Annotated in this window: 21 protein-coding genes; 16 read left to right on the top strand and 5 right to left on the bottom strand. The window is 71.7% G+C overall.

Annotated elements, in window-relative coordinates; genetic code table 11:
- Nucleotides 1–42 precede the first annotated feature (42 nt).
- On the bottom strand, nucleotides 43–804 hold the full coding sequence (locus tag HGBR_RS07965; protein WP_026077435.1) for an IclR family transcriptional regulator: 762 nt from the start codon (nucleotides 802–804) through the stop codon (nucleotides 43–45).
- Nucleotides 805–841: 37 nt separating this feature from the next.
- A complete protein-coding gene (locus tag HGBR_RS07960; RefSeq protein WP_019158807.1) occupies nucleotides 842–2,701 on the bottom strand; it encodes an L-lactate permease in 1,860 nt (619 codons plus the stop codon).
- 335 nt (nucleotides 2,702–3,036) lie between these two features.
- Between HGBR_RS07960 and HGBR_RS17080 the strand changes: the two genes are divergently transcribed.
- Together HGBR_RS17080 and aceB are read left to right on the top strand one after the other, a co-directional pair.
- Entirely contained in the window at nucleotides 3,037–4,989 is a 1,953-nt protein-coding gene (locus HGBR_RS17080; protein WP_019158806.1) for an FAD-linked oxidase C-terminal domain-containing protein, read from the top strand.
- Between the two features lie 46 nt (nucleotides 4,990–5,035).
- On the top strand, nucleotides 5,036–6,637 hold the full coding sequence (gene aceB / locus HGBR_RS07950; protein ID WP_019158805.1) for a malate synthase A: 1,602 nt from the start codon (nucleotides 5,036–5,038) through the stop codon (nucleotides 6,635–6,637).
- Between the two features lie 104 nt (nucleotides 6,638–6,741).
- Here the strand turns inward: aceB and HGBR_RS07945 are convergent, their stop codons facing one another.
- Nucleotides 6,742–8,259, bottom strand: coding sequence for a DUF1846 domain-containing protein (locus HGBR_RS07945; RefSeq protein ID WP_019158804.1), 1,518 nt, complete (start codon nucleotides 8,257–8,259; stop codon nucleotides 6,742–6,744).
- Between the two features lie 302 nt (nucleotides 8,260–8,561).
- Here HGBR_RS07945 and HGBR_RS07940 point away from each other — a divergent pair, with 302 nt between their 5' ends.
- The 12 genes from HGBR_RS07940 (at nucleotide 8,562) to dapF (ending at nucleotide 19,988) form a co-directional block, all read left to right on the top strand.
- Nucleotides 8,562–11,300: a DNA translocase FtsK gene (locus HGBR_RS07940; protein WP_019158803.1), complete on the top strand. Its 2,739-nt coding sequence runs from the start codon at nucleotides 8,562–8,564 to the stop codon at nucleotides 11,298–11,300.
- 43 nt (nucleotides 11,301–11,343) lie between these two features.
- Nucleotides 11,344–11,958, top strand: a complete 615-nt coding sequence (gene pgsA / locus HGBR_RS07935; RefSeq protein ID WP_026077433.1) for a CDP-diacylglycerol--glycerol-3-phosphate 3-phosphatidyltransferase — start codon at nucleotides 11,344–11,346, stop codon at nucleotides 11,956–11,958.
- The gene (locus tag HGBR_RS07930) at nucleotides 11,955–12,476 is read left to right on the top strand and encodes a CinA family protein (RefSeq protein WP_019158801.1); all 522 of its coding nucleotides are present in this window, start codon (nucleotides 11,955–11,957) and stop codon (nucleotides 12,474–12,476) included. Before pgsA ends, HGBR_RS07930 begins: the two co-directional genes overlap by 4 nt.
- A 173-nt stretch (nucleotides 12,477–12,649) precedes the next feature.
- On the top strand, nucleotides 12,650–12,970 hold the full coding sequence (locus tag HGBR_RS07925) for a helix-turn-helix domain-containing protein (protein ID WP_019158800.1): 321 nt from the start codon (nucleotides 12,650–12,652) through the stop codon (nucleotides 12,968–12,970).
- 9 nt (nucleotides 12,971–12,979) lie between these two features.
- Nucleotides 12,980–13,207 carry a DUF3046 domain-containing protein gene (locus HGBR_RS07920; RefSeq protein WP_019158799.1) on the top strand — a complete coding sequence of 76 codons (228 nt, stop codon included), beginning with the start codon at nucleotides 12,980–12,982 and terminating at the stop codon, nucleotides 13,205–13,207.
- A 204-nt stretch (nucleotides 13,208–13,411) separates the two neighbouring features.
- On the top strand, nucleotides 13,412–14,515 hold the full coding sequence (recA, locus tag HGBR_RS07915) for a recombinase RecA (protein ID WP_019158798.1): 1,104 nt from the start codon (nucleotides 13,412–13,414) through the stop codon (nucleotides 14,513–14,515).
- 4 nt (nucleotides 14,516–14,519) lie between these two features.
- Nucleotides 14,520–15,128: a regulatory protein RecX gene (locus HGBR_RS17075; protein ID WP_019158797.1), complete on the top strand. Its 609-nt coding sequence runs from the start codon at nucleotides 14,520–14,522 to the stop codon at nucleotides 15,126–15,128.
- Nucleotides 15,129–15,313: 185 nt separating this feature from the next.
- Nucleotides 15,314–15,880: a hypothetical protein gene (locus HGBR_RS07905; protein WP_019158796.1), complete on the top strand. Its 567-nt coding sequence runs from the start codon at nucleotides 15,314–15,316 to the stop codon at nucleotides 15,878–15,880.
- Between the two features lie 52 nt (nucleotides 15,881–15,932).
- Nucleotides 15,933–17,438 (top strand): tRNA (N6-isopentenyl adenosine(37)-C2)-methylthiotransferase MiaB, encoded by a 1,506-nt coding sequence (gene miaB / locus HGBR_RS07900; protein ID WP_019158795.1) that lies wholly within the window; start codon nucleotides 15,933–15,935, stop codon nucleotides 17,436–17,438.
- Between the two features lie 7 nt (nucleotides 17,439–17,445).
- Nucleotides 17,446–18,147 (top strand): hypothetical protein, encoded by a 702-nt coding sequence (locus HGBR_RS07895; protein ID WP_019158794.1) that lies wholly within the window; start codon nucleotides 17,446–17,448, stop codon nucleotides 18,145–18,147.
- The gene (miaA, locus tag HGBR_RS07890; RefSeq protein ID WP_019158793.1) at nucleotides 18,144–19,052 is read left to right on the top strand and encodes a tRNA (adenosine(37)-N6)-dimethylallyltransferase MiaA; all 909 of its coding nucleotides are present in this window, start codon (nucleotides 18,144–18,146) and stop codon (nucleotides 19,050–19,052) included. Before HGBR_RS07895 ends, miaA begins: the two co-directional genes overlap by 4 nt.
- A 12-nt stretch (nucleotides 19,053–19,064) precedes the next feature.
- Nucleotides 19,065–19,988 carry a diaminopimelate epimerase gene (gene dapF, locus HGBR_RS07885; RefSeq protein ID WP_040364865.1) on the top strand — a complete coding sequence of 308 codons (924 nt, stop codon included), beginning with the start codon at nucleotides 19,065–19,067 and terminating at the stop codon, nucleotides 19,986–19,988.
- Between the two features lie 45 nt (nucleotides 19,989–20,033).
- Here dapF and HGBR_RS07880 read toward each other — a convergent pair whose 3' ends face one another.
- Complete coding sequence (locus HGBR_RS07880) at nucleotides 20,034–20,651, bottom strand: class I SAM-dependent methyltransferase (RefSeq protein ID WP_019158791.1); 618 nt, start codon at nucleotides 20,649–20,651, stop codon at nucleotides 20,034–20,036.
- Nucleotides 20,652–20,707: 56 nt separating this feature from the next.
- Here HGBR_RS07880 and hflX point away from each other — a divergent pair, with 56 nt between their 5' ends.
- Both hflX and HGBR_RS07870 read left to right on the top strand, forming a co-directional pair.
- Nucleotides 20,708–22,273: a GTPase HflX gene (gene hflX / locus HGBR_RS07875; protein ID WP_019158790.1), complete on the top strand. Its 1,566-nt coding sequence runs from the start codon at nucleotides 20,708–20,710 to the stop codon at nucleotides 22,271–22,273.
- Nucleotides 22,270–24,258, top strand: a complete 1,989-nt coding sequence (locus HGBR_RS07870) for an ATP-dependent DNA helicase (RefSeq protein WP_019158789.1) — start codon at nucleotides 22,270–22,272, stop codon at nucleotides 24,256–24,258. The genes hflX and HGBR_RS07870 overlap by 4 nt, the downstream gene beginning before the upstream one ends.
- Nucleotides 24,259–24,307: 49 nt before the next feature.
- Here the strand turns inward: HGBR_RS07870 and lexA are convergent, their stop codons facing one another.
- Nucleotides 24,308–25,060: a transcriptional repressor LexA gene (gene lexA / locus HGBR_RS07865; RefSeq protein ID WP_019158788.1), complete on the bottom strand. Its 753-nt coding sequence runs from the start codon at nucleotides 25,058–25,060 to the stop codon at nucleotides 24,308–24,310.
- Nucleotides 25,061–25,277: the final 217 nt, after the last annotated feature.

Here is a 25,277-nt window from a genome sequence, read left to right as displayed (position 1 = left end):
CGCCTCGCATTCAGGCCGACGGATCGACGGCTGTGCGTCCTGTCAGCGGCCGGCGCTCGTCGCCCAGCCTGCGGCCAGCTCCTCGGCGGTGGTGCGCAGGTGCATCGCCACCTGCGCGTACACGCGGGGCTCCAGGCGTGAGCTTGGGCCGGAGACGGACAGGGCGGCGGGCGCGGGCCCGCCCGGCACAGCGACAGCCAGACAGCGGACGCCCACCTCCTGCTCCTCGTCGTCGATCGCGAAGCCGCGGCGGCGACTCACCTCGATCTCGTGCAGGACGGCTTCGCGGGTCCGGGCGCCCAGGTGGTCCAGCACGTCGCGCACCCGGGCATCCGGCATCGTCGTGAGGACCGCTTTGCCCACGCCCGAGGTGTGGAGCGCGACCCGCCGACCCACCTCCGTGAACATCCGCATGGACCGGTGCGACGAGGCCTGGGCGACGTACGTCATCGTGTCCTGCGTGAGGAACGCGAGGTTGACCGTCTCCTCCAGCTCCGCGACGAGGCGGCCGAGAGCCGGCTGTACCCGGGCCCCGGACTGCTGAGCGGCGGCGTCGCCCAGTCGTACGAGACGGGACCCCAGGGCGTAGCGGCGATCCGGCAGCTGGAGCACGTATCCGCGCGCATTCAGGGTGGCCAGCAGTCGGTGGACCGTGGGCACGGGGAGGTCGACGGACTGAGCGATCTCCTTCGACCGGGCGATCCCGCCCGCTTCCGCGAGTGCCTCGAGCACGTCGATCGTCCGATCGACGGACTGGACGACCGACGGGCGGGAGGCGTGCGCGCGGTCCTCCGCGGCGGTCATCGGAGCGACGCGGTCGCCGTGGATGCGCGGGCCGCCGTCACCGCGCCACCGCCTCGTCCGCGGCCGTCTCACCCTCCGGCCGTTCCGGCAGCAGCTCCGGGTTGGGGCTGTCGGGTCGAGTGCGCAGCGTGAAGAAGGCGGCGAGCAGTCCGATGACCAGCAGGCAGAAGATGATCGTGCCCAGGTTGAGACCGGCCCCGAAGACCATCATGAAGGCGAGTGAGCCGGCCATGAGGCTGTAGACGAGCATGGGCAGCACCGTCTTGCGGAGGATGAGTCCCTCGCGGCCCAGCAGCCCCACCGTCGCGGAGGCCGCGACGACGTTGTGGACCGCGACCATGTTGCCGGCCGCTCCGCCCACGGCCTGTGCGGCGACGATCGTTTCCGGCGAGGAGACGCCCAGGTTCACGCCCGTGGCGAACTGGAACTGCGAGAACATGAGGTTCGAGACGGTGTTCGAGCCGGCGACGAAGGCGCCCAGCGCGCCCACGAACGGGGCGAAGAGCGGCCACGTGGAGCCGGCGGCGTTCGCTGCGGCGTCCGCCAGGATGAGCGGCATCGAGTCCATGCCGGTCGAGTTGTAGTCCGCACCCGAGTTGATGAAGACGCGGACCATCGGCACCGAGCACAGCAGAGCGAAGGCCGCACCGGCGATCTGGCCTCCGGCCACACGCCAGGCACGGGCCACCTGGGCGCCCTTCATCCGCTGGAGCGGGATCGTGAGGAGCGCCGCGATGATGAAGAGGAATCCGGGGGAGTAGAGGAGGTCCGAGGTCTGGCTGATGCCGGTGCCCAGGATGTCCTCGATCTTGATCGCCGCGGGACCGGTGAGGAAGGCCTTGACGGCGGGGATGTTGCGGGTGAGCAGCAGCAGCGCGACGACGATGAGGTAGGGCGACCACGCGAGGACCAGCGGCATCTTCTTCTCGAGCACGACCTCCTCGTCCTTGGGGTCGACGGACCCCATCCACTGGGAGGGCCAGCGGTGGCGCGGGGCGAACTCCCACGTGTCCTTGGGCTGGAGGAAGCCGGCACGCGCGGCGGAGACGACGATGAGGAGGCCGATGAGGGCGCCCAGCATCGACGGGAACTCCGGACCCAGGAACTTCGCGACGAGCAGGTAGGGGACGACGAACGAGACCGCGGCGAACAGGGCGAACGGAGCCACGGCCAGGCCGGCCCGGAAGCTGCGCTGCTCACCGAAGAATCGGGTCATGAAGCACACGAGGACGAGGGGGATCATGAGGCCGCAGATCGCGTGCAGCGTGGCGACCTGGGCAGCGGTGTGCGCGACGAACGCGGTCTGCTCCGTGATGCCCAGCTCCGCCATGCGGTCGAGGACCGGCTGGGGGTAGGTGAGGGCGTCGCCGGACTGCAGTCCCTGCCCGATGCCGGTGAGCATCGGGGTGCCGACCGCGCCGAAGCTCACGGGGGTCGACTGGATGATGAGGCCCGCCAGCACGGCGGCGACGGCGGGGAAGCCCAGGGCCAGCAGCAGCGGGGCGACGACCGCGGCGGGAGCGCCGAAGCCGGCCGCGCCCTCGATGAAGCTGCCGAACAGCCAGGCGATGATGATGACCTGGATCCGGCGGTCGGGCGAGATCGAGACGAAGCCGGCCTTGATCGAGTCGATCGCCCCGGATTTCGTGAGGGTCGACAGGAGCAGCAGCGCTCCGAACACGATCCACAGCAGTCCCAGGGCGACGATGATGCCCTGGATCACGGAGGCGCTGATCGTGACCCACGAGATGCCCCAGCCGAAGAAGCCCACGAGGGCAGCGACGACGAGGGCCGCGGGCATCGCGACGGTGGCGGGCGCGCGGAAGACGAGCAGCAGCACGCCCGCGACGAGGATGGGCGACGCTGCGAGGAGCGCCGCGAGTGCGATGTTGTCCATGGGGGATCGGATCTCTCTGGAACAGGGGGAGGGCGACGGACGGCCGGCGGTCACGGGTGTGTGGTGCGGGCCACTCCGAGGTTTCTATCACGTTCTTCCCTGTTCGTGGTCAGGATCACGGTCACGATCTCGCAACACGGACTCGATTGCGTCGAGGAGTGGAGTCACAGCCGTCCTGAGCGACGGTGATTTCACTGTGCGGAAGCACAATTTCAGAGGCGTGATCGTGAGGTGCTAGGTTCGGGGCATATCGTGACCCGGAGCACAGCGCGCCCGCGTGGTGCTCCGTCCCGGGCGATCGCCGAACCGCCCGATCGACGTCGAAAGGCCCCTCCATGACAGACACCGTCGCTGCACCGGCGACCCCGGTCGCCACCACGCTCGAGGAGCTGGCGGCACAGCTGCCGGACGGCGCGCTCATCACCGATCCGGTCAAGACCGAGGCGTACCGCCGCGATCGTGCGGAGGACCCGGACGCCGGCGTCCCCGCGGCGGTCGTCCGCGCGACCTCGGCCCAGGACGTCCAGGCCGTCGTCCGCTACGCCGCGGCGACCGGGACCCCCGTCGTCCCGCGCGGTGCGGGCACCAGCCTGTCCGGCGGGTCCACCGCGATCGACGGCGGCATCTCGCTCTCGCTCGACCGCATGCGGGACATCCGCGTGGATCCCGTCACCCGCACCGTCGTCACGCAGCCGGGCGCGTTCAACGCGGAGGTCAAGGACGCCGCCGCGCAGCACGGCCTCTGGTACCCGCCGGACCCCGCGTCCTTCACGTTCTGCTCGATCGGCGGCAACATCGCGACGAACGCCGGCGGCCTCTGCTGCGTCAAGTACGGCGTCACGACCGACTACGTGCTGGGCATGAAGGTCGTCCTGGCGGACGGTCGGCTCATCGAACTGGGCGGACCCCGCCTCAAGGACGTCGCCGGCCTGTCCCTCACGAAGCTGTTCGTGGGCAGCGAGGGCACCCTGGGCATCATCACGGAGGTCACGCTCCGCCTGGTGCCGGCGCAGCGGACCCCGCAGACCCTCGTCGCGACATTCCCCACGCTCGACTCCGCGACCGCGGCCGTCCTGGCGATCACCCAGTCGATGCGCCCGTCGATGCTCGAGTTCATGGACCGGCCCACGATCAACGCGGTCGAGGACGAGACCCGCATGGGACTCGACCGCGACTCCGCCGCGATGATCATCGTCCAGTCCGACGAGCCCGCGGAGCACGCCGGGGTCGAGATCGCGCAGGTGACCGCGATCTGCGAGGAGAACGGCGCGGACGAGGTCTTCTCCACGGACGACCCGGACGAGGGCGAGGCCTTCATCCAGGCCCGCCGCATCGCCATCCCCGCGATCGAGAAGAAGGGCACGATCCTCCTCGAGGACGTGGGCGTCCCGCTGCCCCGCCTGGGCGCCCTGGTGAGCGGCATCGAGGCGATCTCGCAGGAGTTCGACGTCCTCGTCGCCGTCATGGCGCACGCGGGCGACGGCAACACGCACCCGCTCGTCGTCTTCGACCCCACGGACGCCGGTCAGCGTGCGCGGGCGCACGACGCCTACGGCCGCATCATGGACCTCGCGGTCGAGCTGGGCGGCACGATCACGGGCGAGCACGGCGTGGGCCGCCTCAAGCAGCCGTGGCTGCCGGGCTACCTGGGTCCGGATGTGCTCGAGGTCAACCAGCGGATCAAGGACGCCCTCGATCCGCAGGGCATCCTCAACCCGGGCGTCCTCCTGGAGGCGCGGTCATCCGCCGCTCCGACCGCGGACGCCCCCGCCACCACCACACCCGCCGCAGCAGCGGCGACGACCGGAGCAGGAGCAGCAGTGACCGCAGACGCCACCACGACCTCGGCGACGGGGGAGACCGTCTCCTTCGCCCAGCCCACCGTCACGTACGACCTGGCCGCGCGGGCCGTCGCTCTCACGATCGAGGAGGGGCGGAAGGCGGGCGTGCGCACGTGCGCGACCGTCGTCGACCCGGCCCTCCAGATGGTCGCGTACGGACGCACCGACGGGATGACCCCGCACAGCGTCGAGACGAGCCGCCGCAAGGCCCAGACCGCGGCCTCCACCCGCCGCCCCAGCGCACTCATCGTGCCGGAGCTGGCGCAGAAGCTGGAGCACGGCACCGGGGGCCTCCTCACGAGCATCGCCGGCGGCGTCCCGATCGCCTTCGGCGGCGTCGTCGTGGGCGGCCTGGGCGTCGCCGGGGGCAAGCCGGCTGAGGACGCGGTCATCGCGGACGCGGTGCTCGCAGCCCTGGGCGCCGACCCGGCAGAGACGGCCTCCTGACCCACCACTCCACATCCCCGCCGCATCACCCGAAGAGGAGAATCGCATGACCGACACGACCATCGAACTGCCCGAGGGCCTCGAGATCACGACCCCGCTGCCCGAGGGGGCGGAGAAGGTGCTCACCCCCGACGCACTGAAGCTCATCGTCTCGCTCCACCGCGAGTTCGCGGCGACGCGCAAGGAGCGCCTCGCGGCCCGCGTCGAGCGCCAGGCCCGCCTGGACGCCGGCGAGGAGCTGGACTTCCTCGAGGAGACGCGCGCGATCCGCGAGGACGACTCGTGGCAGGTCGCCGCGCCCGCACCCGGCCTGGAGGACCGCCGCGTCGAGGTCACCGGCCCCACCTACAAGAAGATGACGATCAACGCGCTCAACTCCGGCGCGAAGGTCTGGCTGGCCGACCAGGAGGACGCGAACACCCCCGCGTGGGACTCCGTCATCGGCGGCCAGGTGAACCTCCTGGACGCGACCCGCCGCGAGATCGACTTCGTCTCCGAGCAGGGCAAGTCGTACGCGCTGCGCCCCGACGAGGAGCTGCCGACCATCGTCGTGCGCCCCCGCGGCTGGCACCTCGAGGAGAAGCACCTCCTGGTCGACGGCGAGATCGCCTCCGGCTCGCTCGTGGACTTCGCGCTGTACTTCGCGACCGCCGGTCGCGAGCAGATCGCGAAGGGCCGCGGACCGTACTTCTACCTGCCCAAGATGGAGTCGCACCTCGAGGCCCGCCTGTGGAACGCCGTGTTCGTCCACGCGCAGGACGCCCTGGGCGTCCCGCAGGGAACGATCCGCGCGACCTGCCTCATCGAGACCTACCCCGCGGTCTTCGAGATGGAGGAGATCCTCTACGAGCTGCGCGACCACTCCGCAGGCCTCAACGCGGGTCGCTGGGACTACATCTTCTCTGTCATCAAGACCCACCGCGCGAAGGGCGAGGAGTGGATCCTCCCGGACCGCGGCCTCGTCACGATGACCGTGCCGTTCATGCGCGCGTACACGGAGCTCCTGGTCCGCACGTGCCACAAGCGCGGCGCGCACGCGATCGGCGGCATGAGCGCGTTCATCCCGTCCAAGGACGAGGAGGCCAACAAGAAGGCCTTCGACCAGGTCGAGAAGGACAAGACGCGCGAGGCGACCGACGGCTTCGACGGCTCCTGGGTCGCGCACCCGGGCATGGTCGAGGCCTGCCGCGCGCAGTTCGACAAGGTGCTGGGGGAGAACCCCAACCAGATCGGCAAGAAGCGCGAGGACGTGAACGTCACCGCGGCGGATCTGCTGAGCGTCAAGGACACGCCCGGCGACGTGACGGAGGCGGGCCTGCGCGCCAACATCACTGTCGGCATCCAGTACGTCCAGGCGTGGCTGGGCGGCAACGGCGCGGCGGCGATCAACGGCCTCATGGAGGACGCGGCGACGGCGGAGATCTCCCGCTCGCAGGTCTGGCAGTGGCTGCACTTCGGGGTGACGCTGGCCGACACGGGCGAGAAGGTCACGCAGGAGCTCGTGGGCCGTCTCATCGAGGAGGAGGTCGCGAAGCTCCCCGGTGCGGAGACGGACTGGGCGACCTCGCGCGACCTGTTCGCGACGATGGCGACGCAGGAGGAGTACGCGGACTTCCTCACGATCCCCGCGTACGAGCTGCTGGGCTGACGGGCAGACCCCGACCGGCGGTCGTGACCGCCGACCGGACCGCCGAGGGCCGGCCGCACCGCACGGTGCGGCCGGCCCTCCGGCGTTCGGCGGGGTCGCCGCGGTCAGCGCTTGTGGTAGAGCTCCGACTTCCGCTGGTAGACGGGATCGCTCGTGACCCGGATGCCCAGGCTGCGGAAGATCCCCTCGTCGACGGAGCCCAGGATCGTCGTCGTGTGGGCGTCTGTGTCCGTGAGGTCCGCCAGGCGCGCCAGCGCCCGGCGGCTGTTCTCCGAGGACGCCGCGGACACGGACAGGGCGATGAGGACCTCATCCGTGTGGAGGCGCGGGTTGCGGCTGCCCAGGTGCTGGGTCTTGAGGGTCTGGATCGGTTCGATCGACTCCGGGGACAGCAGATGCGCGGTCCGCTCGATCCCGGCCAGGTGCTTGAGCGCGTTCAGCAGCATCGCGGCGGAGCACCCCAGCAGCGGACTCGTCTTGCCGGTCACGAGGGTGCCGTCGTGCAGGCGGATCGCGGAGGCCGGGGACTGCTCCGCCTCTGCCAGAGCGCGGGCGGGTCGCACGACCGGGCGGTCGTCGACGTCGATGCCCGTGCGCCGCATGACGAGGCCGATGCGCTCGGAGACGCCCTCGTCCGTGACCGCGCGCTGCTCCTCGACGCGCGCCTGGAACCAGCGCCGGATGATCTCCTGGCCCGCCGCCTCGCGGCACACCGCGTCGTCCGCGATGCAGGCGCCCACGAGATTGACGCCCATGTCCGTGGGGGAGCGGTACGGGCTGCTGCCATCGATCCGCTCCAGCAGCGCGGTGAGGAGGGGGAACACCTCGACGTCGCGGTTGTAGGACGTCACCTGCTCGCCGTACGCGCGCAGGTGGTACGGATCGATGACGTTGAGGTCCTCGAGGTCCGCCGTCGCCGCCTCGTACGCGAGGTTGACGGGGTGCTCGAGCGGCAGGTCCCACACCGGGAACGTCTCGAACTTCGCGTAGCCGGCCGGCACGCCCCTCCGGTGGTCGTGGTAGATCTGCGACAGGCACGTCGCGAGCTTCCCGGATCCGGGGCCCGGCGCGGTCAGCACGACGAGGTCGCGCGAGGGCTCGAACGCCTCGTTGCGGCCGAAGCCGTCCTCGCCCACGATCCGGGACACGTCCGTGGGATAGCCGGGGATCGTCCGGTGGCGGACCGTCCGCAGGCCCAGCCGCTCGAGGCGGTCGCGGAACCCGTGGCCGGTCTCGTCCGCATCGTCCAGCTGCGTGACGACGACGTTCTCCACGAGGAAGCCGCGGGCGCGGAACGAGTCGACGAGCCGCAGGACCTCGTCCTCGTAGGTGATCCCCAGATCCGCGCGCATCTTGTTCCGGCGCAGATCGCGGGCGTTGACGGCGATGACGATCTCCAGCTCGTCGCGCAGCTGCTCGAGCATCGCGATCTTCGTGTCCGGGGCGAACCCGGGGAGCACGCGCGCGGCGTGCAGGTCGTCGAAGAGCTTGCCGCCCATCTCCAGGTAGAGACGGCCGCCGATCTCCCGCTGCCGGGCGCGGATGCGGTCCGACTGGAGGGCGATGTAGCGCTCGCGGTCGAAGCCGACCTGCGGGACGGAACGGGCGGAGGCGTGGGGCATCGGGACCTCTGTGCGTGGACGACGGCTGACCGCCACGAGCCTAGCGCGTGGCCGCCCCACACGCCGGGATCCGTGAATCCGACGACCGGGGCGGACCTGGGAATACCATGGGCACCATGGCGACCAGTACGACTTCCCCCGCCAGCACAGGTCGCGCGCGCAGGTCCACGAAGGCCGCGGATGCCCCTCCGGCGTCCCGCGGACGCAAGCGGACCGCCGCCGCGCGCACCCGGACCGGGGGATCCGACGACGCATCCGGCCGGAACGGGATCCTGACCGGAGCATGGATGGGAGTGGCTCACATGGCCGGTGACCGGACCAGGCGGACCCTCGACCCCCAGGAGACCCAGGACGCGCCCGTGCGCCGCGACGGCACCGGCTTCGCGCTCGTGGCGCTCGCGATCGTCGTCGCAGCTTTCGAGTGGTGGCACGTGCCCGGCGTCGTGGGCGACGGCGTGCGCGCCGTCGTCGAGGGGACCTTCGGCCGCGTCGCGCTGGCGCTGCCGCTGATCCTGCTGGCCTACGCAATTCGTCTCTTCCTGCGCGGTGAGGACACGCGCGGCAACAACCGCATCCTCGTGGGCGGGTGCGCGCTGATCGTGTCCGCGGCCGGCCTGGCGCACATCGCCGCCGGCGTGCCCGGCTTCGTGAACTCGCGCGAGGCGATGGTCAACGGGGGCGGAGCGATCGGCTATGTCGTCTCCTCCCCGCTCGTCGCGGCCACGACCGTCTACGTCGCCGTGCCGCTGCTGGTGCTCCTGGGACTGTTCTCGCTCCTCATCCTCACCGCCACCCCGGTCCGCCGGATCCCCGAGCGACTCGTGGGCGCCTATCGCCGGCTGGTCGACGGCGCTCCCGCCACCCGGGACGGGGAGGGCGCCGGGGATGACGACCTCGTCGCCAGCGGGCGCACCACCTCGACGCTCAAGCCGATGGGGCGGCGCCGCGGTGCGAAGCGGAAGGCCGCGGACGAGGCCGCGGAGACCCCGCGCCACGAGGACGAGACGGACGTCGCCTACGACAAGGCCTACATCCACGAGGCCGAGGTCGACGGGACTCCCGCGGCCGGGTCCGGGAACTCCGCCCGCCGGCGCACGGCGGACGTGTACGACGTCGACGCGACCGCGGAGGCGGACGCGGAGCCCGCGTACCGACCCGGCGAGCGCCGGCCCACGAAGGCGGAGAAGGAGGCGCAGAAGCTGCGCCGCTCCGTGGGCATGGAGGACGAGACCCGCGCGATGCCGGGGCCCGGCGCGGAGGCGACCCCGGCCTCGGCGGACGACTCCGAGTCCGCGACTGCACCGGTGCCGACGGTGTCCACCCCGGCCCCCCAAGCCACCGGCGAGCTGCCGCAGCGCGTCGCCCAGCTGGAGCTCAACGGCGACGTCACCTACACCCTGCCGTCGTCGGACTCGCTGACGGCCGGACCGCCGCCCAAGGAACGGTCGGAGGCGAACGACCGCGTCGTCGAGGCGCTGCGCGACGTCATGGAGCAGTTCAAGATCGACGCGGAGGTCACCGGCTTCTCGCGCGGTCCCACCGTGACCCGCTACGAGGTCGAGCTGGCGCCGGGCACGAAGGTCGAGAAGGTCACGGCGCTGTCGAAGAACATCAGCTACGCCGTCGCCAGCGCGGACGTGCGGATCCTCTCGCCCATCCCGGGCAAGAAGGCGATCGGCATCGAGATCCCCAACACGGACCGCGAGACGGTGTCGCTGGGAGACGTGCTGCGGTCCAACGCGGCGCGGAAGACCGATCACCCGATGGTCATGGGCGTGGGCAAGGACGTCGAGGGCGGCTTCGTCGTCGCGGACCTCTCGAAGATGCCGCACCTGCTGGTCGCGGGTGCGACCGGTGCCGGCAAGTCGAGCTTCATCAACTCGATGATCACGTCGATCATGATGCGGGCGACCCCGGACGAGGTGCGCATGATCCTCGTCGACCCCAAGCGGGTCGAGCTCACGATCTACGAGGGGATCCCGCACCTCATCACGCCCATCATCACGAACCCCAAGAAGGCCGCCGAGGCCCTCGAGTGGGTCGTGCGGGAGATGGACGCGCGCTACGACGACCTCGCCCACTTCGGATTCAAGCACGTGAAGGAGTTCAACAAGGCGGTGCGCGAGGGGCGCATCAGCGTGCCCCCGGGCTCCGAGCGCGAGCTGCACCCGTACCCGTACCTGCTGGTCGTCGTCGACGAGCTGGCGGACCTCATGATGGTCGCCCCGCGCGACGTCGAGGCGAGCATCCAGCGCATCACCCAGCTGGCCCGCGCCGCGGGCATCCACCTGATCCTCGCCACGCAGCGGCCCTCCGTCGACGTCGTCACCGGCCTCATCAAGGCCAACGTGCCCTCGCGCCTGGCGTTCGCGACGTCGTCGCTGGCGGACTCCCGCGTCGTGCTGGACCAGCCGGGTGCGGAGAAGCTGATCGGGCAGGGCGACGCACTGTTCCTCCCCATGGGCGCCGCGAAGCCCATGCGCGTGCAGGGCGCGTGGGTCAACGAATCGGAGATCGAGGAGGTCGTCGCGCATGTGAAGTCGCAGCTGACCCCGGTCTACCGCGAGGACGTCGCCGTCGAAGCGCCCAAGAAGCAGATCGACGAGGAGATCGGCGACGACCTCGACCTGCTGCTGCAGGCGGCGGAGCTCGTCGTCACGACCCAGTTCGGCTCGACCTCGATGCTGCAGCGCAAGCTGCGCGTGGGCTTCGCGAAGGCCGGCCGGCTCATGGACCTCATGGAGTCCCGTGGGGTCGTGGGCGCCTCCGAGGGGTCCAAGGCGCGCGACGTCCTCGTGCGCCCCGAGGACCTTCCGGCCACGCTCGCGGTCATCCGCGGCGAGGAGCCTCCGGCGGAGGAGGCCGCCCCGCCGGCCGCAGCGGGCGGCGAGGGCTGGGACGACGGCGGCGACGGCCTCGGCGGCGATGTGCTGGACCACAGCACGACGACGGACGCCTCCGGGCGGGTGTGGGACGACGCGACCGGGCTCGAGGTCGTCGAGACCGCGGACGAGGACGTGTGGGAGCAGACGGGGCGGTGAGGCGCCCGGTCGCGGTCGCGGCCGTGCCGATAGGCTGGTGGACGTGAACGAGTCGACGACGGGTGCGCAGGCGCCCAGCAGCTGGAACCTGCCCAACGCCCTCACGGTGCTGAGGATCCTGCTGGTGCCGGTGTTCCTCGTCCTGCTGCTCCAGCAGGGCGGTGGGGACCCGGTCCTGCGCACGTGGGCCTTCGCGGTCTTCGCCGGCGCGATGGTGACGGACTGGATCGATGGGACGCTGGCCCGGCGCTGGGACATCATCACGGACTTCGGCAAGATCGCGGACCCCATCGCGGACAAGGCGCTCATGGCCTCCGCCCTCATCGGACTGTGGATCGTGGGCACGCTGCCCCTGTGGGTGCCGCTCGTCATCCTCATCCGCGAGTTCGGCATCACCGTGCTGCGCTTCGTCATCATCCGATGGGTCGTCCTACCGGCGTCGAAGGGCGGCAAGCTCAAGACCGTGCTCCAGACCGTCGCGATCGGGATGATGCTCCTCTGGGTCCCGGTCCTCCTCTGGCTGCCGCACGCCGTCGCGATCGGCTGGACCGTCGTCGCCTGGATCATCCTCACCGCGGCGATCGTCGTGACCCTCGTGACGGGCATCGACTACTGCGTGAAGTCCTACCGCCTCGTCCGTGAGGCGAAGGCGGCGTGACCGGCGCCGGCGGGGCGGGCGTCCTCACGGGTGAGGACAGGCCCGCGGGGTCCGATCCGCTCGCGGTCGAGGCCGTCGCGGCACTGCGGTCCGCAGGGTTCACGGTCGCGACGTGCGAATCCCTGACAGCGGGCCTCGTCGCGGCGACGATCGCGTCGGTGCCCGGGGCCTCGGCGGTGCTGCGGGGAGGCCTCATCACCTACGCGACGGACCTCAAGAGCGCACTGGCCGGGGTCGACGCGGACCTGCTGGAGAGCCGCGGCGCCGTCGACGGCGACGTCGCGATGCAGATGGCCCGCGGCGCGCGCACGGCGTGCGGTGCGTCGATCGGACTGTCCTGCACGGGCGTGGCGGGACCGGACCCGCAGGACGGGCAGCCGGTGGGCACGGTCCATCTGGCGCTCGACCGGGAGGGTGCTTCCCCCGTCGTACGGCGTTTGGCGCTGGCCGGGGACCGGGACGCGATCAGGCGGGAGACCGTCACCGCCGGCCTGCGCCTCCTCCTGTCCGTGCTCTGACCGGGACCCGCGCGCCGTGCCGGAGCGGGCGGAGCGAGCGGGGACCGGGCGCGCAGGAATGTGTCAGGGGGCGCCTGTAGGCTGGCGGGAACAGAATCGGTCCGACGGGGGTTGGACGGGTATCAGTGTCGTCACCGCCCGGCGGTGACCGGCGTCGGCAAGAAAGGATCCGCATGACTCTCCTGCGCATCGAGATCGGTGATGCTCTGCGCACCGCCCGCCGTCGTCAGGGCCGGACGTTGCGCGAGGTGTCCTCGGACGCGCGCGTGTCGCTGGGGTATCTCAGCGAGATCGAGCGCGGTCAGAAGGAGGCCTCCTCGGAGCTCCTGGCCTCGATCTGCGGCGCACTGGAGATGCCCGTCTCGAGCCTGCTGCGCGACGTGAGCGACCGCTTCGCCCTGGACGAGGGCGTCGCAATCCCGGACACCGTCCCCGTCGAACTCCTGCACCAGGACTCGCTGTCGGACGGCCCCGCACTGGCCGGCCGGATCTGAGGACCCGCCGTGCGCCACGCCCTGTACTGGGAGCTCATGGAGGACGAGTTCGGCAGCGCCCGGGCCGCCTCGCTCCACACGGACCTGGCACTCAGCTCCCTGGGCTCCCGCACCCCGGCGCAGGCGTTCGAGGCGGGTCTGGGCCCGCGCGAGGTGTGGCACGCCGTCTGCGAGGCGGCGGGCGTGCCCGCGGAGCGGCGCCTGGGTCGCGACAAGCCGCACTCGACGCCGCTGTAGCGGGGGAGACGGCGCGCGACATGCCCGCCGTCGTGTTCGAACACGTGTTCCCATTGCGCTAGGCTGGACCACGATCACGGTGCGTCGATCCGCATGGGGACGACCGCACCGCTCATGCACACGACGGGGAGCGCGGACGTGTGTGTCCGTGCCGGTGCCTAGTGTGGGCACAGGTGATCACACAGGTCCGCTGGAGGAGGAGACATGGCAGGGAAGTCGACCCGCACACCGCGTGCGGCAGGCGCAGACAAGTCGAAGGCGCTCGAATCGGCGCTGGGACAGATCGACCGGCAGTACGGTAAGGGCGCGATCATGCGCCTGGGCGATGAGACCCGCGCACCCATCGAGGCGATCCCCACGGGCTCCGTCGCCCTCGACATCGCCCTGGGCATCGGAGGGCTGCCGCGCGGCCGCGTCGTGGAGATCTACGGTCCGGAATCGTCCGGCAAGACGACCGTCGCGCTCCACGCGGTCGCCAACGCGCAGCGCAACGGTGGCATCGCCGGCTTCATCGACGCGGAGCACGCGCTGGACCCGGTGTACGCGAAGGCGCTGGGCGTGGACACGGACCAGCTGCTCGTCTCGCAGCCGGACACCGGTGAGCAGGCACTGGAGATCGCGGACATGCTGATCCGCTCGGGCGCGCTCGACATCGTCGTCGTCGACTCGGTCGCGGCACTCGTGCCCAAGGCGGAGATCGAGGGTGAGATGGGCGACTCCCACGTGGGTCTCCAGGCCCGCCTCATGTCGCAGGCGCTGCGCAAGCTGGCCGGAGCCCTGTCCGCGTCGAACACGACGGCGATCTTCATCAACCAGCTGCGAGAGAAGGTGGGTGTGTTCTTCGGCTCCCCGGAGACCACCTCCGGCGGCAAGGCTCTCAAGTTCTACGCGTCCGTCCGACTGGACGTGCGCCGGATCGAGACCCTCAAGGAGGGCGGCGACGCGGTGGGCAACCGCACGCGCGTCAAGGTCGTGAAGAACAAGGTCGCCCCGCCGTTCAAGCAGGCGGAGTTCGACATCATCTACGGCCAGGGCATCTCCCGCGAGGGTAGCCTCATCGACATGGGCGTGGACAACGGCATCGTCCGGAAGTCCGGGTCGTGGTTCACCTACGAGGGTGACCAGCTGGGCCAGGGCAAGGAGAACGTCCGCAGCTTCCTCAAGGACAACCCGGCGCTGGCGGACGAGATCGAGATGAAGATCAAGCAGAAGCTGGGTCTCCTCGAGGACCCGTCGCAGGCTGCGACGGATGACGACGCGGCCCCGGACGCGACGCTGCCGCAGGAGCCCGCTGCGGCGGAACTCTGAGTCCATGGAGCAGCGCGACGACCGCGCCGCCCTGGTCGACTCCCTGCAGAGGGCGATCGACGCCGTCCCTCGGGAGGGTCTCCCGGGGGACGGGACTGCGCCCGCGTCCACATCCGCGCCGCGGGACGATGACGACCGCAGTGAGCTGTCGGCCGCCGCGAACCGCGCCTACGCCATCCTGGCCCAGCGGGACCACAGCCGTGCGGAGCTGCGGACGAAGCTGATCGCCCGCGATCATCCGGAGCCGGTGGTCGACGATCTGCTGGACCGCCTCGCAGACGCCCGGCTGCTGGACGACCAGCGCTTCGCGGAGTCGTTCGTGCGCTCCCAGCGGCAGGGGCGCGGGTCGTCGCAGGGGGCCATCCGCCGGTCACTGCGCCAGAAGGGCGTGGCGGACGAGGACGCCGCAGACGCTCTGGCGGATGCGGGCGACGACCTCCCCTTCGCCCTCGAGGCTGCGCGGAAGAAGGCGCGGTCCACTCGATCCCTGGCGCCGGAGGTGCGGCTGCGTCGGATCCTGGGCGTGCTGGGGCGGCGCGGCTTCGGCGGTTCGATCGCCCAGCGCGCCGCACGGCAGGCGCTGGAGGAGGAGCCCGGAACCCACGCACCGTGACGTGCCGCACCCGGAGCGGCCGCAGGACGCGCTCAGTGGAGAGTCGTTCGCACATAACGTGACAGATTTGATATCTTGGACGCCGCGCGGACCATCTCCGTGCGGCCCTGCGGGGCCCTAGACTCGACTGCATCGCGGCAGACACGAGTCGTCGCGGTCGTACCCGAACGACGACAGGAGTGGCGATGTCTGTGGAACCGACTCGCGGCCGCCCCTGGGAGTCGCGCGACGACGCGCTCCTCCCGCGCGCTCTCACCGGCCTCCTGGACTCCCGCGTGAGCGCCCACTTCGGTGTCGCCCGCTCGGAGATGCAGGTGAGTCCGGTGCGCACCTACTCCGACGGCAGCGGTGCCGTCGCGGTCTTCTCCGTGCCCGCCCGTGACGGTGCGCCCCGTCAGCTCTCCGGCAGGGCGGAGATGATCGTCGTCTCCGCCCTCGCGGTCGAGAACGGCCCCTCGGAGGCCGGCCTCGACTCGATCCGCGAGGAGTACGATCACCCCGGCGTCCGGGTGGTGGAGATGGAGGCGCCCGGCTGGAACGTCGCCTACTCCGTCTTCGTCGACGCGGGCACCGCCTACGCGGGCGGTGCCGTCCTGCGGTTCGTGAAGCTGTGCGGGCCCGCGGCACTGTCCGTGACCCTCAGCGGGGTCCGCGGCCCGGTCGACCACGACGAGGCGCGATCAGTGGCACTGGCGATCCTGCACGCAGCGGGGTGGGCGGACGACTCGGCACGTCGTGCGGTGGGCGGCTGACCGGCATCCTGACGAGCCCGGCGGAGTTCGCCGCGGATAGGATGGCGGTGCCATGACACAGAACACCCTCGTCTCCCCGCAAGCACCGGCCGCCGTGCCGCAGACGTACTCCGTCACGACGTACGGCTGCCAGATGAACGTGCACGATTCGGAGCGGATCTCCGGACTCCTCGACACCGCGGGCTATCAGCCCGCCCCGGATGGTGAACAGGCGGACATCGTGGTCTTCAACACGTGCGCGGTCCGGGAGAACGCGGACAACCGCCTCTACGGCAACCTGGGCCGGCTGGCGCGCGTCAAGGAGCAGCGTCCCGGCATGCAGATCGCGGTGGGCGGCTGCATGGCGCAGAAGGACCGCGACACGATCGTGCGCCGCGCACCGTGGGTCGACGTCGTCTTCGGCACGCACAACATGGGGGCGCTGCCGGTCCTCCTCGAGCGGGCCCGCCACAACGCGGAGGCCCAGGTCGAGATCCTCGAATCCCTGGACGTCTTCCCCTCGACGCTGCCCACCCGCCGCGAGTCGACGCATTCCGCCTGGGTCTCCATCAGCGTGGGCTGCAACAACACGTGCACGTTCTGCATCGTCCCGTCGCTGCGCGGCAAGGAGAAGGACCGGCGTCCCGGCGACATCCTCGCGGAGGTCGAGGCTCTGGCCGCGGAGGGCGTCATCGAGGTGACCCTACTGGGTCAGAACGTCAACTCCTACGGTGCGGAGTTCCGCGACCGCGGTGCCTTCGCGTCCCTCCTGCGCGCCGTCGGTCGGGTCGACGGCATCGAGCGGGTCCGCTTCACCAGCCCGCACCCGGCCGCGTTCTCCGACGACGTCATCGACGCGATGGCGGAGACCCCCACCGTCATGCCGCAGCTGCACATGCCCCTGCAATCCGGGTCGGACGCGATCCTCAAGGCGATGCGCCGCTCCTACCGCTCCACCCGCTTCCTCTCGATCCTCGACCGGGTGCGCGACCGGATCCCGCACGCGGCCATCACGACGGACATCATCGTCGGCTTCCCGGGGGAGACGGAGGACGACTTCCGGGCGACCCTCGACGTCGTGGAGGCGTCGCGGTTCTCGCAGGCGTTCACGTTCCAGTACTCGATCCGACCGGGGACTCCGGCCGCGACCATGCCGGACCAGGTGCCCAAGGAGCTCGTGCAGGAGCGCTTCGAGCGCCTCACCGCGCTGCAGGACCGGATCGGCCACGAGGAGAACCGCGCCCTCATCGGCACGGAGCAGCGGGTCCTCGTCAACACCGCCCCGGACGACCAGCACGGCCGCTTCTCCGGTCGCGCGGAGGACAACCGGCTCGTGCACGTGGGGATGGGCGACCGGACGGACGCTCCGCGTCCCGGCGACGTCGTCACCGTCTCGATCGACGACGCGAAGCCGTACTTCCTGCTGAGCGACTCCGGCTTCACGACCCGCGCGACCCGCGCCGGCGACGCCCACGACCGGGCACAGGCGGAGTCGTGCGGCACCCCGGCACCGGGTGCCTCCGCAGGCGCCGCCACCTCGTTGGGCATGCCCGCGCTGCGCCCCGGCCTGGAGGCCTGAGCCCGGGATGGCGGACGGACCCGCGGGCCTCGTCGTCCCCGGCACCCCCCTGCTGCTGCCCGGTGTCGATCCTCGGGAACCGGGACGGATGGCGGTCCTGCGCGCGCACGTCGGCGCGCTCCTGCGGACGTCGCCGGACTGGGTGCTGCCCGTGCCCGTGGTGCCGCCGGCAGTGAGTCTGGGCGGCCTCGGCGTCGCCCGCGGTGCCCGCGTGCGGAACACCGGCTCGTGCGGGCGGGTGGATCCGGACGCGCTGCGGGAGGGTCCCGGCCTCGCCCGTCTCGTCGACGGACTGGGCGACGCCGAGGCCGCACGGGCCGGGCAGGCGGGTCACGGCACCGTCGTCGCGGCTCTGCTGGCCGCGCAGTCGGGCGTCCGGGTGCACCTCCACGCGGGTTCCGCGGACTGTCCGGCGGCGGACGCGCCTCTGCTGCTCCCGGTCGACTTCTCCGCCGCGGCGCACCCGGACGCACCGCTGGCGCCGCGCACCGGCGCGGACGGCTTCGACGACCGACTCCTGCGGGCGCTGCGCGGTCCGGTCGACACGGCGACGATCGCCGCGCTGGCCGACGAGGCCCACAGGTTCGCAGCGGATCCGGGCCCGCTGGTGCTCGCAGACCTCGCGGGACTCACGGGGACCGTCGTGGCGCAGGAGGACCTCCACCACGTCCGGTACTCCGTCGTCGTCCTGCGGACGGACGCGGGATGACGGCGTCGACCCGCCCCCTCGTGACCGTGGTGGGCGCGACCGCGACGGGCAAGTCCGACCTGGGCATCGCGCTGGCGCAGGCGAACGGCGGCGAGATCGTCAACGGCGACGCCCTGCAGCTGTACCGGGGCATGGACATCGGCACGGCCAAGCTGCCGGCAGATCAGCGCGGCGGGATCCCGCACCACCTCATCGACGTCCTGGACGTCGACGAGACCTCGACCGTCGTGGACTTCCAGACCCGCGCCCGCACCGCGATCGCACAGATCGATGCGCGAGGGGCGCAGCCGGTGCTGGTGGGCGGATCAGGCCTCTACGTCCGGGCCGTCACCGACGACCTGCGCTTCCCGGGCACGGACCCTCACGTGCGGGCGCGGCTGGAGGCCGAGGCCCGGAGCGCGGGTTCCGGCGCCCTGCACGCGCGCCTCGCCCAGCGGGATCCGGACGCCGCGGCCACGATCGCACCCGGCGACGCGCGTCGGGTCGTCCGCGCCCTGGAGGTCATCGAGATCACGGGGGAGCCCTTCACCGCGTTCCTGCCCGACTACACGTCCGTCCGCCCCACCGTGCAGATCGGCCTCGTCCTGGACCGCGCGCTGCTGCATGACCGGATCGCGCGGCGCGTCCACCGCATGTGGGAGGACGGCTGGGTCGAGGAGGTCGAAGGTCTCGCGGCCCGCGGGCTGGTGCGCGACTCCACCGCGGGGCAGGCGATCGGGTACGCGGAGATCATGGACCACCTGGACGGATCGCTCACGCGCGCGCAGGCGATCGAGCGCACGATCGTCCGCACGCGGCAGTTCGCGAAGCGGCAGGAGACGTGGTTCCGCCGCGACCCCCGGATCACGGTGCTGCCGGCGGACGCCCCGGACCTTGTCGGGAGAGCTCTGCGGATCGCCCCGTAGACTGCCCGCGTGATGACTCCACAGGTGACCAAGGGACACGGGACCGCCAACGACTTCGTCCTCGTCGAGGACCCGCACGCCCAGCAGGCGATCCCGGCGGAGACGGTCCATGCGCTCACCGACCGCCGTCGCGGGATCGGCGCGGACGGGCTCATCCGGGTCGTGCGCTCCACGGCGCTGGCCGAGGGCGACGAGCACGTCGCGCACGCGGACGAGGCGGTCGCGGCCGGCGCCACGTGGTTCATGGACTACCGCAATGCGGACGGGTCGATCGCACAGATGTGCGGCAACGGCGTCCGCGTGTTCGCGCACTACCTCGTGACCCGCGGTCTGGCCGATCCCGCGTCCCCCGTCCTCGTGGGCACGCGCGGCGGGGTGAAGACCGTGACCCTCGTCCCGGACCCCACCGGCGGATCCGCCCCCTGGTACCGCGTCGACATGGGCGTCTGGCGCATGCCCCTGCCGGAGACGGACGCGGGTGCGGCGGCGGACGCGGTGGTCACGACCTCGGACCAGGACGTCGCCCGCCCGGCGGTGAGCGTCGACATGGGCAACCCGCACACGGTCGTCGCGCTGCCGGACCTCCAGCAGCTCATCGGTGCGGACCTCGCCGTCGCGCCCGTCGTCCAGCCGGTGCCCGCGGACGGCACGAACGTCGAGTTCATCGTCGTCGACGCGGACGGCGACGGCGACCCGCGCACCGGCACACTGCGGATGCGCGTGCACGAGCGCGGTGTGGGCGAGACGATGGCGTGCGGCACCGGAGCGTGCGCGGCGGCCCTGGCCGCACGGTTCTGGGCGGGCCCGGACGGACCCGTCGACTGGACCGTCGAGCAGCCCGGAGGGCCCGTCCGCGTCGAGATCGAGGGGCCGCGCGTCTTCCTGTCCGGACCTGCGGTCCTCGTCGCGGATGCGACCCTGCTGCCACAGGGTTGAGGCCGCACGGCCGGACCGGCGGTCACGCGTGCGGAGGGGAGGGCCTCAGGGTCTGCGCGTCACCCGCAGGATCCGGAACCCCTTCGCCGTCGCGGTCCGCTCGACATCGCAGTCCGCACCGAACTCCTGGTCCAGCCACGCGCGCAGCGAGTCCGCTCCCAGCTTCTTCGCGACGACGAGGTGCGCGGCCCCGCCCGGGCCCAGCCGGGGCAGCCACTCGGAGAGCATCCCGTGCAGGACGGCCTTCCCCACCCGGATGGGCGGGTTCGACCAGATCGCGGAGAACCGCACGTCGGCCGGGACGTCCTCCGGTGCGACGGTCCGGACGTCCGTGAGCCCCAGCGCGGCGGCGTTGCGGGTCGTGAGCTCACGCGCCCGCTCGTTCACGTCGACGGCCCACACCTGCAGGGGGACCCGGTTCTCCCGCGCACGCAGCGCCGCGTCGAGGGCGATGGGCCCCCACCCGCAGCCCAGATCGAGGAGGGCGCCCGGTTCGGGATCCGGCACGTGCTGCAGGAGGACGCGCGTGCCGGTGTCCACGTGACCGGGGGAGAAGACACCGCCGGCGGTGTCGACCTCGACGTCCCGGCCGCCCAGCCGGACGGTGAGCGTGCGCAGCTGCGCCTCGCCCGCGGGAGCCTCCGAGAAGTAGTGATCGGCCATGGGACGGAGTCTAAGCGCTGTGGGAGAATGGACATCCATCCGCAGAGAGGGAGTACATGACGCAGAGCGACGGCTCGACCACCCGGTCCGGGCGCCCCGGACCGGACGCGCGGGACGACCGCGACGGTGCGGATCCGATCGACCGCATCCTGGGGCGGGCCCCGGCGCTGGACGCGGGAGGCGTCTCCCACGAGGAGGCACACCAGCTCGACGTGCAGGACCGGTCCGCGCTGCGCCGCGTCGCCGGCCTGTCGACGGAGCTCGAGGACGTCACGGAGGTCGAGTACCGGCAGCTGCGGCTGGAGCGCGTCGTTCTGGCGGGTCTGTACGAGTCCGGCCGCGGCCACGACGGTGAGACCAGCCTGCGGGAGCTCGCGGCGCTCGCGGAGACGGCGGGCTCGACCGTGCTGGACGGAGTGCTGCAGAAGCGCGACAAGCCGGATCCGCGCACGTACCTGGGCAGCGGCAAAGCCGCCGAGCTCAAGGAGATCGTCGAGGACGTGGGCGCGGACACCGTCGTCGTGGATGCCGAGCTGCCGCCCAGCCAGCGGCGTGCCCTCGAGGACGTCGTCAAGGTCAAGGTGATCGATCGCGTCGCGCTCATCCTCGACATCTTCGCCCAGCACGCGAAGTCGCGGGAGGGCAAGGCGCAGGTGGAGCTCGCGCAGCTCGAGTACCTGCTGCCGCGCCTGCGCGGCTGGGGCGAGTCGATGTCCCGCCAGGCGGGCGGCCGTGTGGCCGGCGGTGAGGGCATCGGCTCCCGCGGCCCGGGCGAGACGAAGATCGAGCTGGACCGTCGTCGGATCCGCATGCGGATGGCCAAGCTGCGGAAGCAGATCCGCGCCATGGAGCCCGCCCGCCGGACCAAGCGCGCGGACCGCGAGCGCAACGCGATCCCCTCGGCCGCCATCGTGGGGTACACGAACGCGGGCAAGTCGTCCCTCCTCAACCGGCTCACGGACGCCGGGGTCATGGTGCAGAACCAGCTGTTCGCGACCCTGGACCCCACCGTGCGGCGCGCGGAGACGGAGGACGGTCGCACCTACACGCTCACGGACACCGTGGGCTTCGTGCGGAACCTACCGCACCAGCTCGTCGAGGCCTTCCGCTCGACGCTCGAGGAGGCGGCGGAGGCGGACCTCATCGTGCACGTCGTGGACGCCTCGCATCCGGACCCCAGCGGACAGATCGCCGCGGTGCGCGAGGTGCTGGCGGATGCGGGCGCCACCGGGCTGCCGGAGCTCATCGCCTTCAACAAGTCCGACGCGGCGGACCCCGCGACACTGGCGGGGCTCCTCGTCGAGTACCCGGGGTCGATCGCCGTCTCCGCGCGCACCGGCGAGGGCCTGACCGCGCTCCAGGACACGATCGCCGCGATGCTGCCGGTGCTGGCGCGCGAGCTCACTGTCCTCATCCCTTTCGAGCGAGGAGACCTCTCCAGCAGGATCCATGACGACGGCGTGGTGCTGGACGAGCGCTTCCTGCCGGAGGGGACACTCCTGCAGGCGCGCGTGGGGGATGCACTCGCCGCCGAGCTGGAGCCGTACGTCCAGCCGGACATGTACGCGGGCACGGATGCGCCTGTCCAGGATCCGGAGGACTCGCAGGACCCCGCCGGATGAGCGAGGTGGGCCCGCTGCTCGAGGCCGCCGTCGCCGCCGTGGGCGGCACGGAGCGCGAGGGGCAGACGACGATGGCCGCCGCTGTCGCGAGTGCTCTGGACGGGGGCAGCCACCTCCTGGTCCAGGCGGGGACGGGGACCGGCAAGTCGCTCGCCTACCTGGTGCCGGCCCTCGACCACGCGACGCGGACCGGCGACCGCGTCATCGTCTCGACGGCGACCCTGGCGCTGCAGGCGCAGATCGTCGACCGGGACCTGCCGCGGCTCATCCGCGCGATCAAGGGCGACCTCACCCGCCGACCGTCCGCCGCGGTCCTCAAGGGGCGTCGGAACTACGTGTGCCGCCACAAGCTGGACGGGGGCTTCCCCGATGACGAGGCCGGCCTGCTGTTCGACTTCGGCGCGGACCAGACCGCTTCCCGCCCGCCGGCAGAGCGCGGTGGGGGCGGAGCCTCGCAGCTGGGTGAGGAGATCACGCGGATCCGCAGCTGGGTGCGCACGACGGAGACCGGCGACCGGGACGACCTGGTGCCGGGTGTGTCCGATCGCGCGTGGTCGCAGGTCTCCGTCAACGCCTTCGACTGTCTGGGGTCGAAGTGCCCCGCGTTCGAGGAGTGCTTCGCGGAGATCGCGAAGATCCGCGCTGGCGGCGCGGACGTCGTCGTGACGAACCACGCCCTGCTGGCGATCGACGCGTTCGGCGACCACGCGGTCCTCCCGGAGCATTCCGCGGTCATCATCGACGAGGCGCACGAGCTGCGCGACCGGGTGACGAACGCGCTGACGGGGAGTCTCACGGGCGCGATGATCGATCATGCCGCAGGAGCGGTGCGGCGGACCGGTCTGGTCCAGGACGGCGTCATCGGCCTCCTCGAGACCGCGGGGGCGGCGCTCGTGAAGGCACTCGACGCCGCAGAGGAGGGGCTGCTCACCCGGTGGCCGCAGGCCCTGGCGGCAGCGGTCGTGCAGGTGCGCGACGCGGCTCGCCAGCTCATCGCGGACCTGGGCACCGGCGCGGGCGAGGCGGAACCGGACGCGGGACGGCAGCTGGCGCGGGCCCGGGTCCTCGAGGTGTTCGACGTCGCGACCCGGATCAGCGATGAGGCGGACAACGACGTCGCATGGGTGACGCGCTCGACCTTCCGCGAGCGGACCACGACCTCGCTGGTCGTCGCACCGCTGTCCGTCGCGGGCACCATGCGGTCCGGCATCTTCGAGAAGTCGACGGTCGTCGCAACGTCCGCCACGCTGGCGCTGGGAGGCCGGTTCGACGCGGTCGCCGGTGCGCTGGGGCTCGCCGGACCGGACGCGCCGCGCTACGACGCGATCGACGTGGGCTCCCCGTTCGACTACTCCGCCCAGGGCATCCTCTACGTCGCCTCGCACCTGCCCCGTCCCGGCCGCAGCGGAGCCAGCGCGGAGGCGCTCGACGAACTGGAGGAGCTGCTGCGCGCGTCCGGGGGAGGGGCACTGGGCCTCTTCTCGTCCCGTGCCGCCGCGCAGGCCGCGGCCGAGGAGATGCGCCGGCGTACGGACCTGCCGATCCTGGCCCAGGGGGAGGACGGTCTCTCGTCCCTCGTCAAGCGGTTCTCGGCGGACGACGAGGCCTGCCTGTTCGGGACTCTGTCGCTCTGGCAGGGTGTCGACGTCCCCGGTCGCACGTGTCGGCTGGTCGTCATCGACCGCATCCCGTTCCCCCGTCCCGACGACCCCCTGGTGCGCGCGCGGACGGAGTCCGCGCAGCGTGCCGGTGCGAATGGCTTCATGTCCGTGAGCGCCTCGCACGCGGCCCTGCTGCTGGCGCAGGGCGCGGGTCGCCTCATCCGCTCGACGGCGGACCGGGGCGTCGTGGCAGTGCTGGACGAACGACTACGCACCGCGCGGTACGGCGGTTTCCTGGCGGCCTCGCTGCCGCCCATGTGGAGGACCGAGGACCCTGCACTGGTGCGCGGGGCCCTCGAGCGCCTGCGCGACGCGGACGCCTGACGGGTCGCCCGGCTGATCGCGTCCCCGGGGCGATCAGCCGGGACAGAGCTCAGCCGACGCGGCGGATGACGGCGGCGACGACGCCCATGATCGTCGCGTGGTCGCCGTCGATCGGGTCGTAGAACCGGTTCTGGGGCAGCAGCCACTGCTTGCCGTCCGCGCGCTTGAGCGTCTTGACCGTGGCCTCGTCGTCCAGGAGCGCGGCGACGATCTGCCCGTTCTCCGCGTCCGGCTGCCGACGGACGACGACGAAGTCGCCGTCGCAGATCGCGGCGTCCTGCATCGAATCCCCCACGACGTTGAGGAGGAACAGCTCGCCGGACCCCACGACCTGGCGCGGCAGGGCAAAGACGTCCTCGACGTCCTGCTCCGCGAGGATCGGACCGCCGGCCGCGATCCGGCCCACGACCGGCACCATGGCCGTATTGGGGGTGGGGTCGATGCCCTTGCGGACCTCCTCCGGCGGCGTGACGACCTCGATCGCGCGCGGGCGCTTGGGGTCGCGGCGCAGGTATCCCAGGCGCTCCAGCTGGGAGAGCTGGTGGGCGACGGAGGACAGGGAGGCCAGCCCCACGGCCTTGCCGATCTCCCGCATGCTGGGCGGATACCCGTTCACGTAGACCGCGCGCTCGATCGTCTCGAGCACCAGACGCTGCCGCTGGGTCAGCCGCGTGTCGCCCTCGGCCGCCGACCCGCCGGGAAGCTCCACCTCCTCGCTCTGCGCCCTGCGCACCACTTCGATCTCCTCGTCGAGGCCGCTGGTCCGCGGCCGGCCTCTGCGCCGCTGCTGCTCCGGAGTCATCGTCGTTGTCCTCCCCATCCTTGACGGGTGCCGTCACCTGTCGTGTCACCTGCGTGAACGCTGCGACGCGAGGCTGTGTCCGTGCCTCGTGATCGACTCAGACGCATGACCGCACCACAGACGTTCGATTCCCATCATCGCATATCCGTTCGAAAGAATCTGGACATTCCGTCGAACGTGGTGTTCAATAGTACAAGCGTTCGAAACCAGGCGGGGC

This window comes from Brevibacterium senegalense (assembly GCF_000285835.1).
GTDB lineage: Bacteria > Actinomycetota > Actinomycetes > Actinomycetales > Brevibacteriaceae > Brevibacterium > Brevibacterium senegalense.
This window is presented reverse-complemented; position numbering and strand designations above follow the sequence as displayed.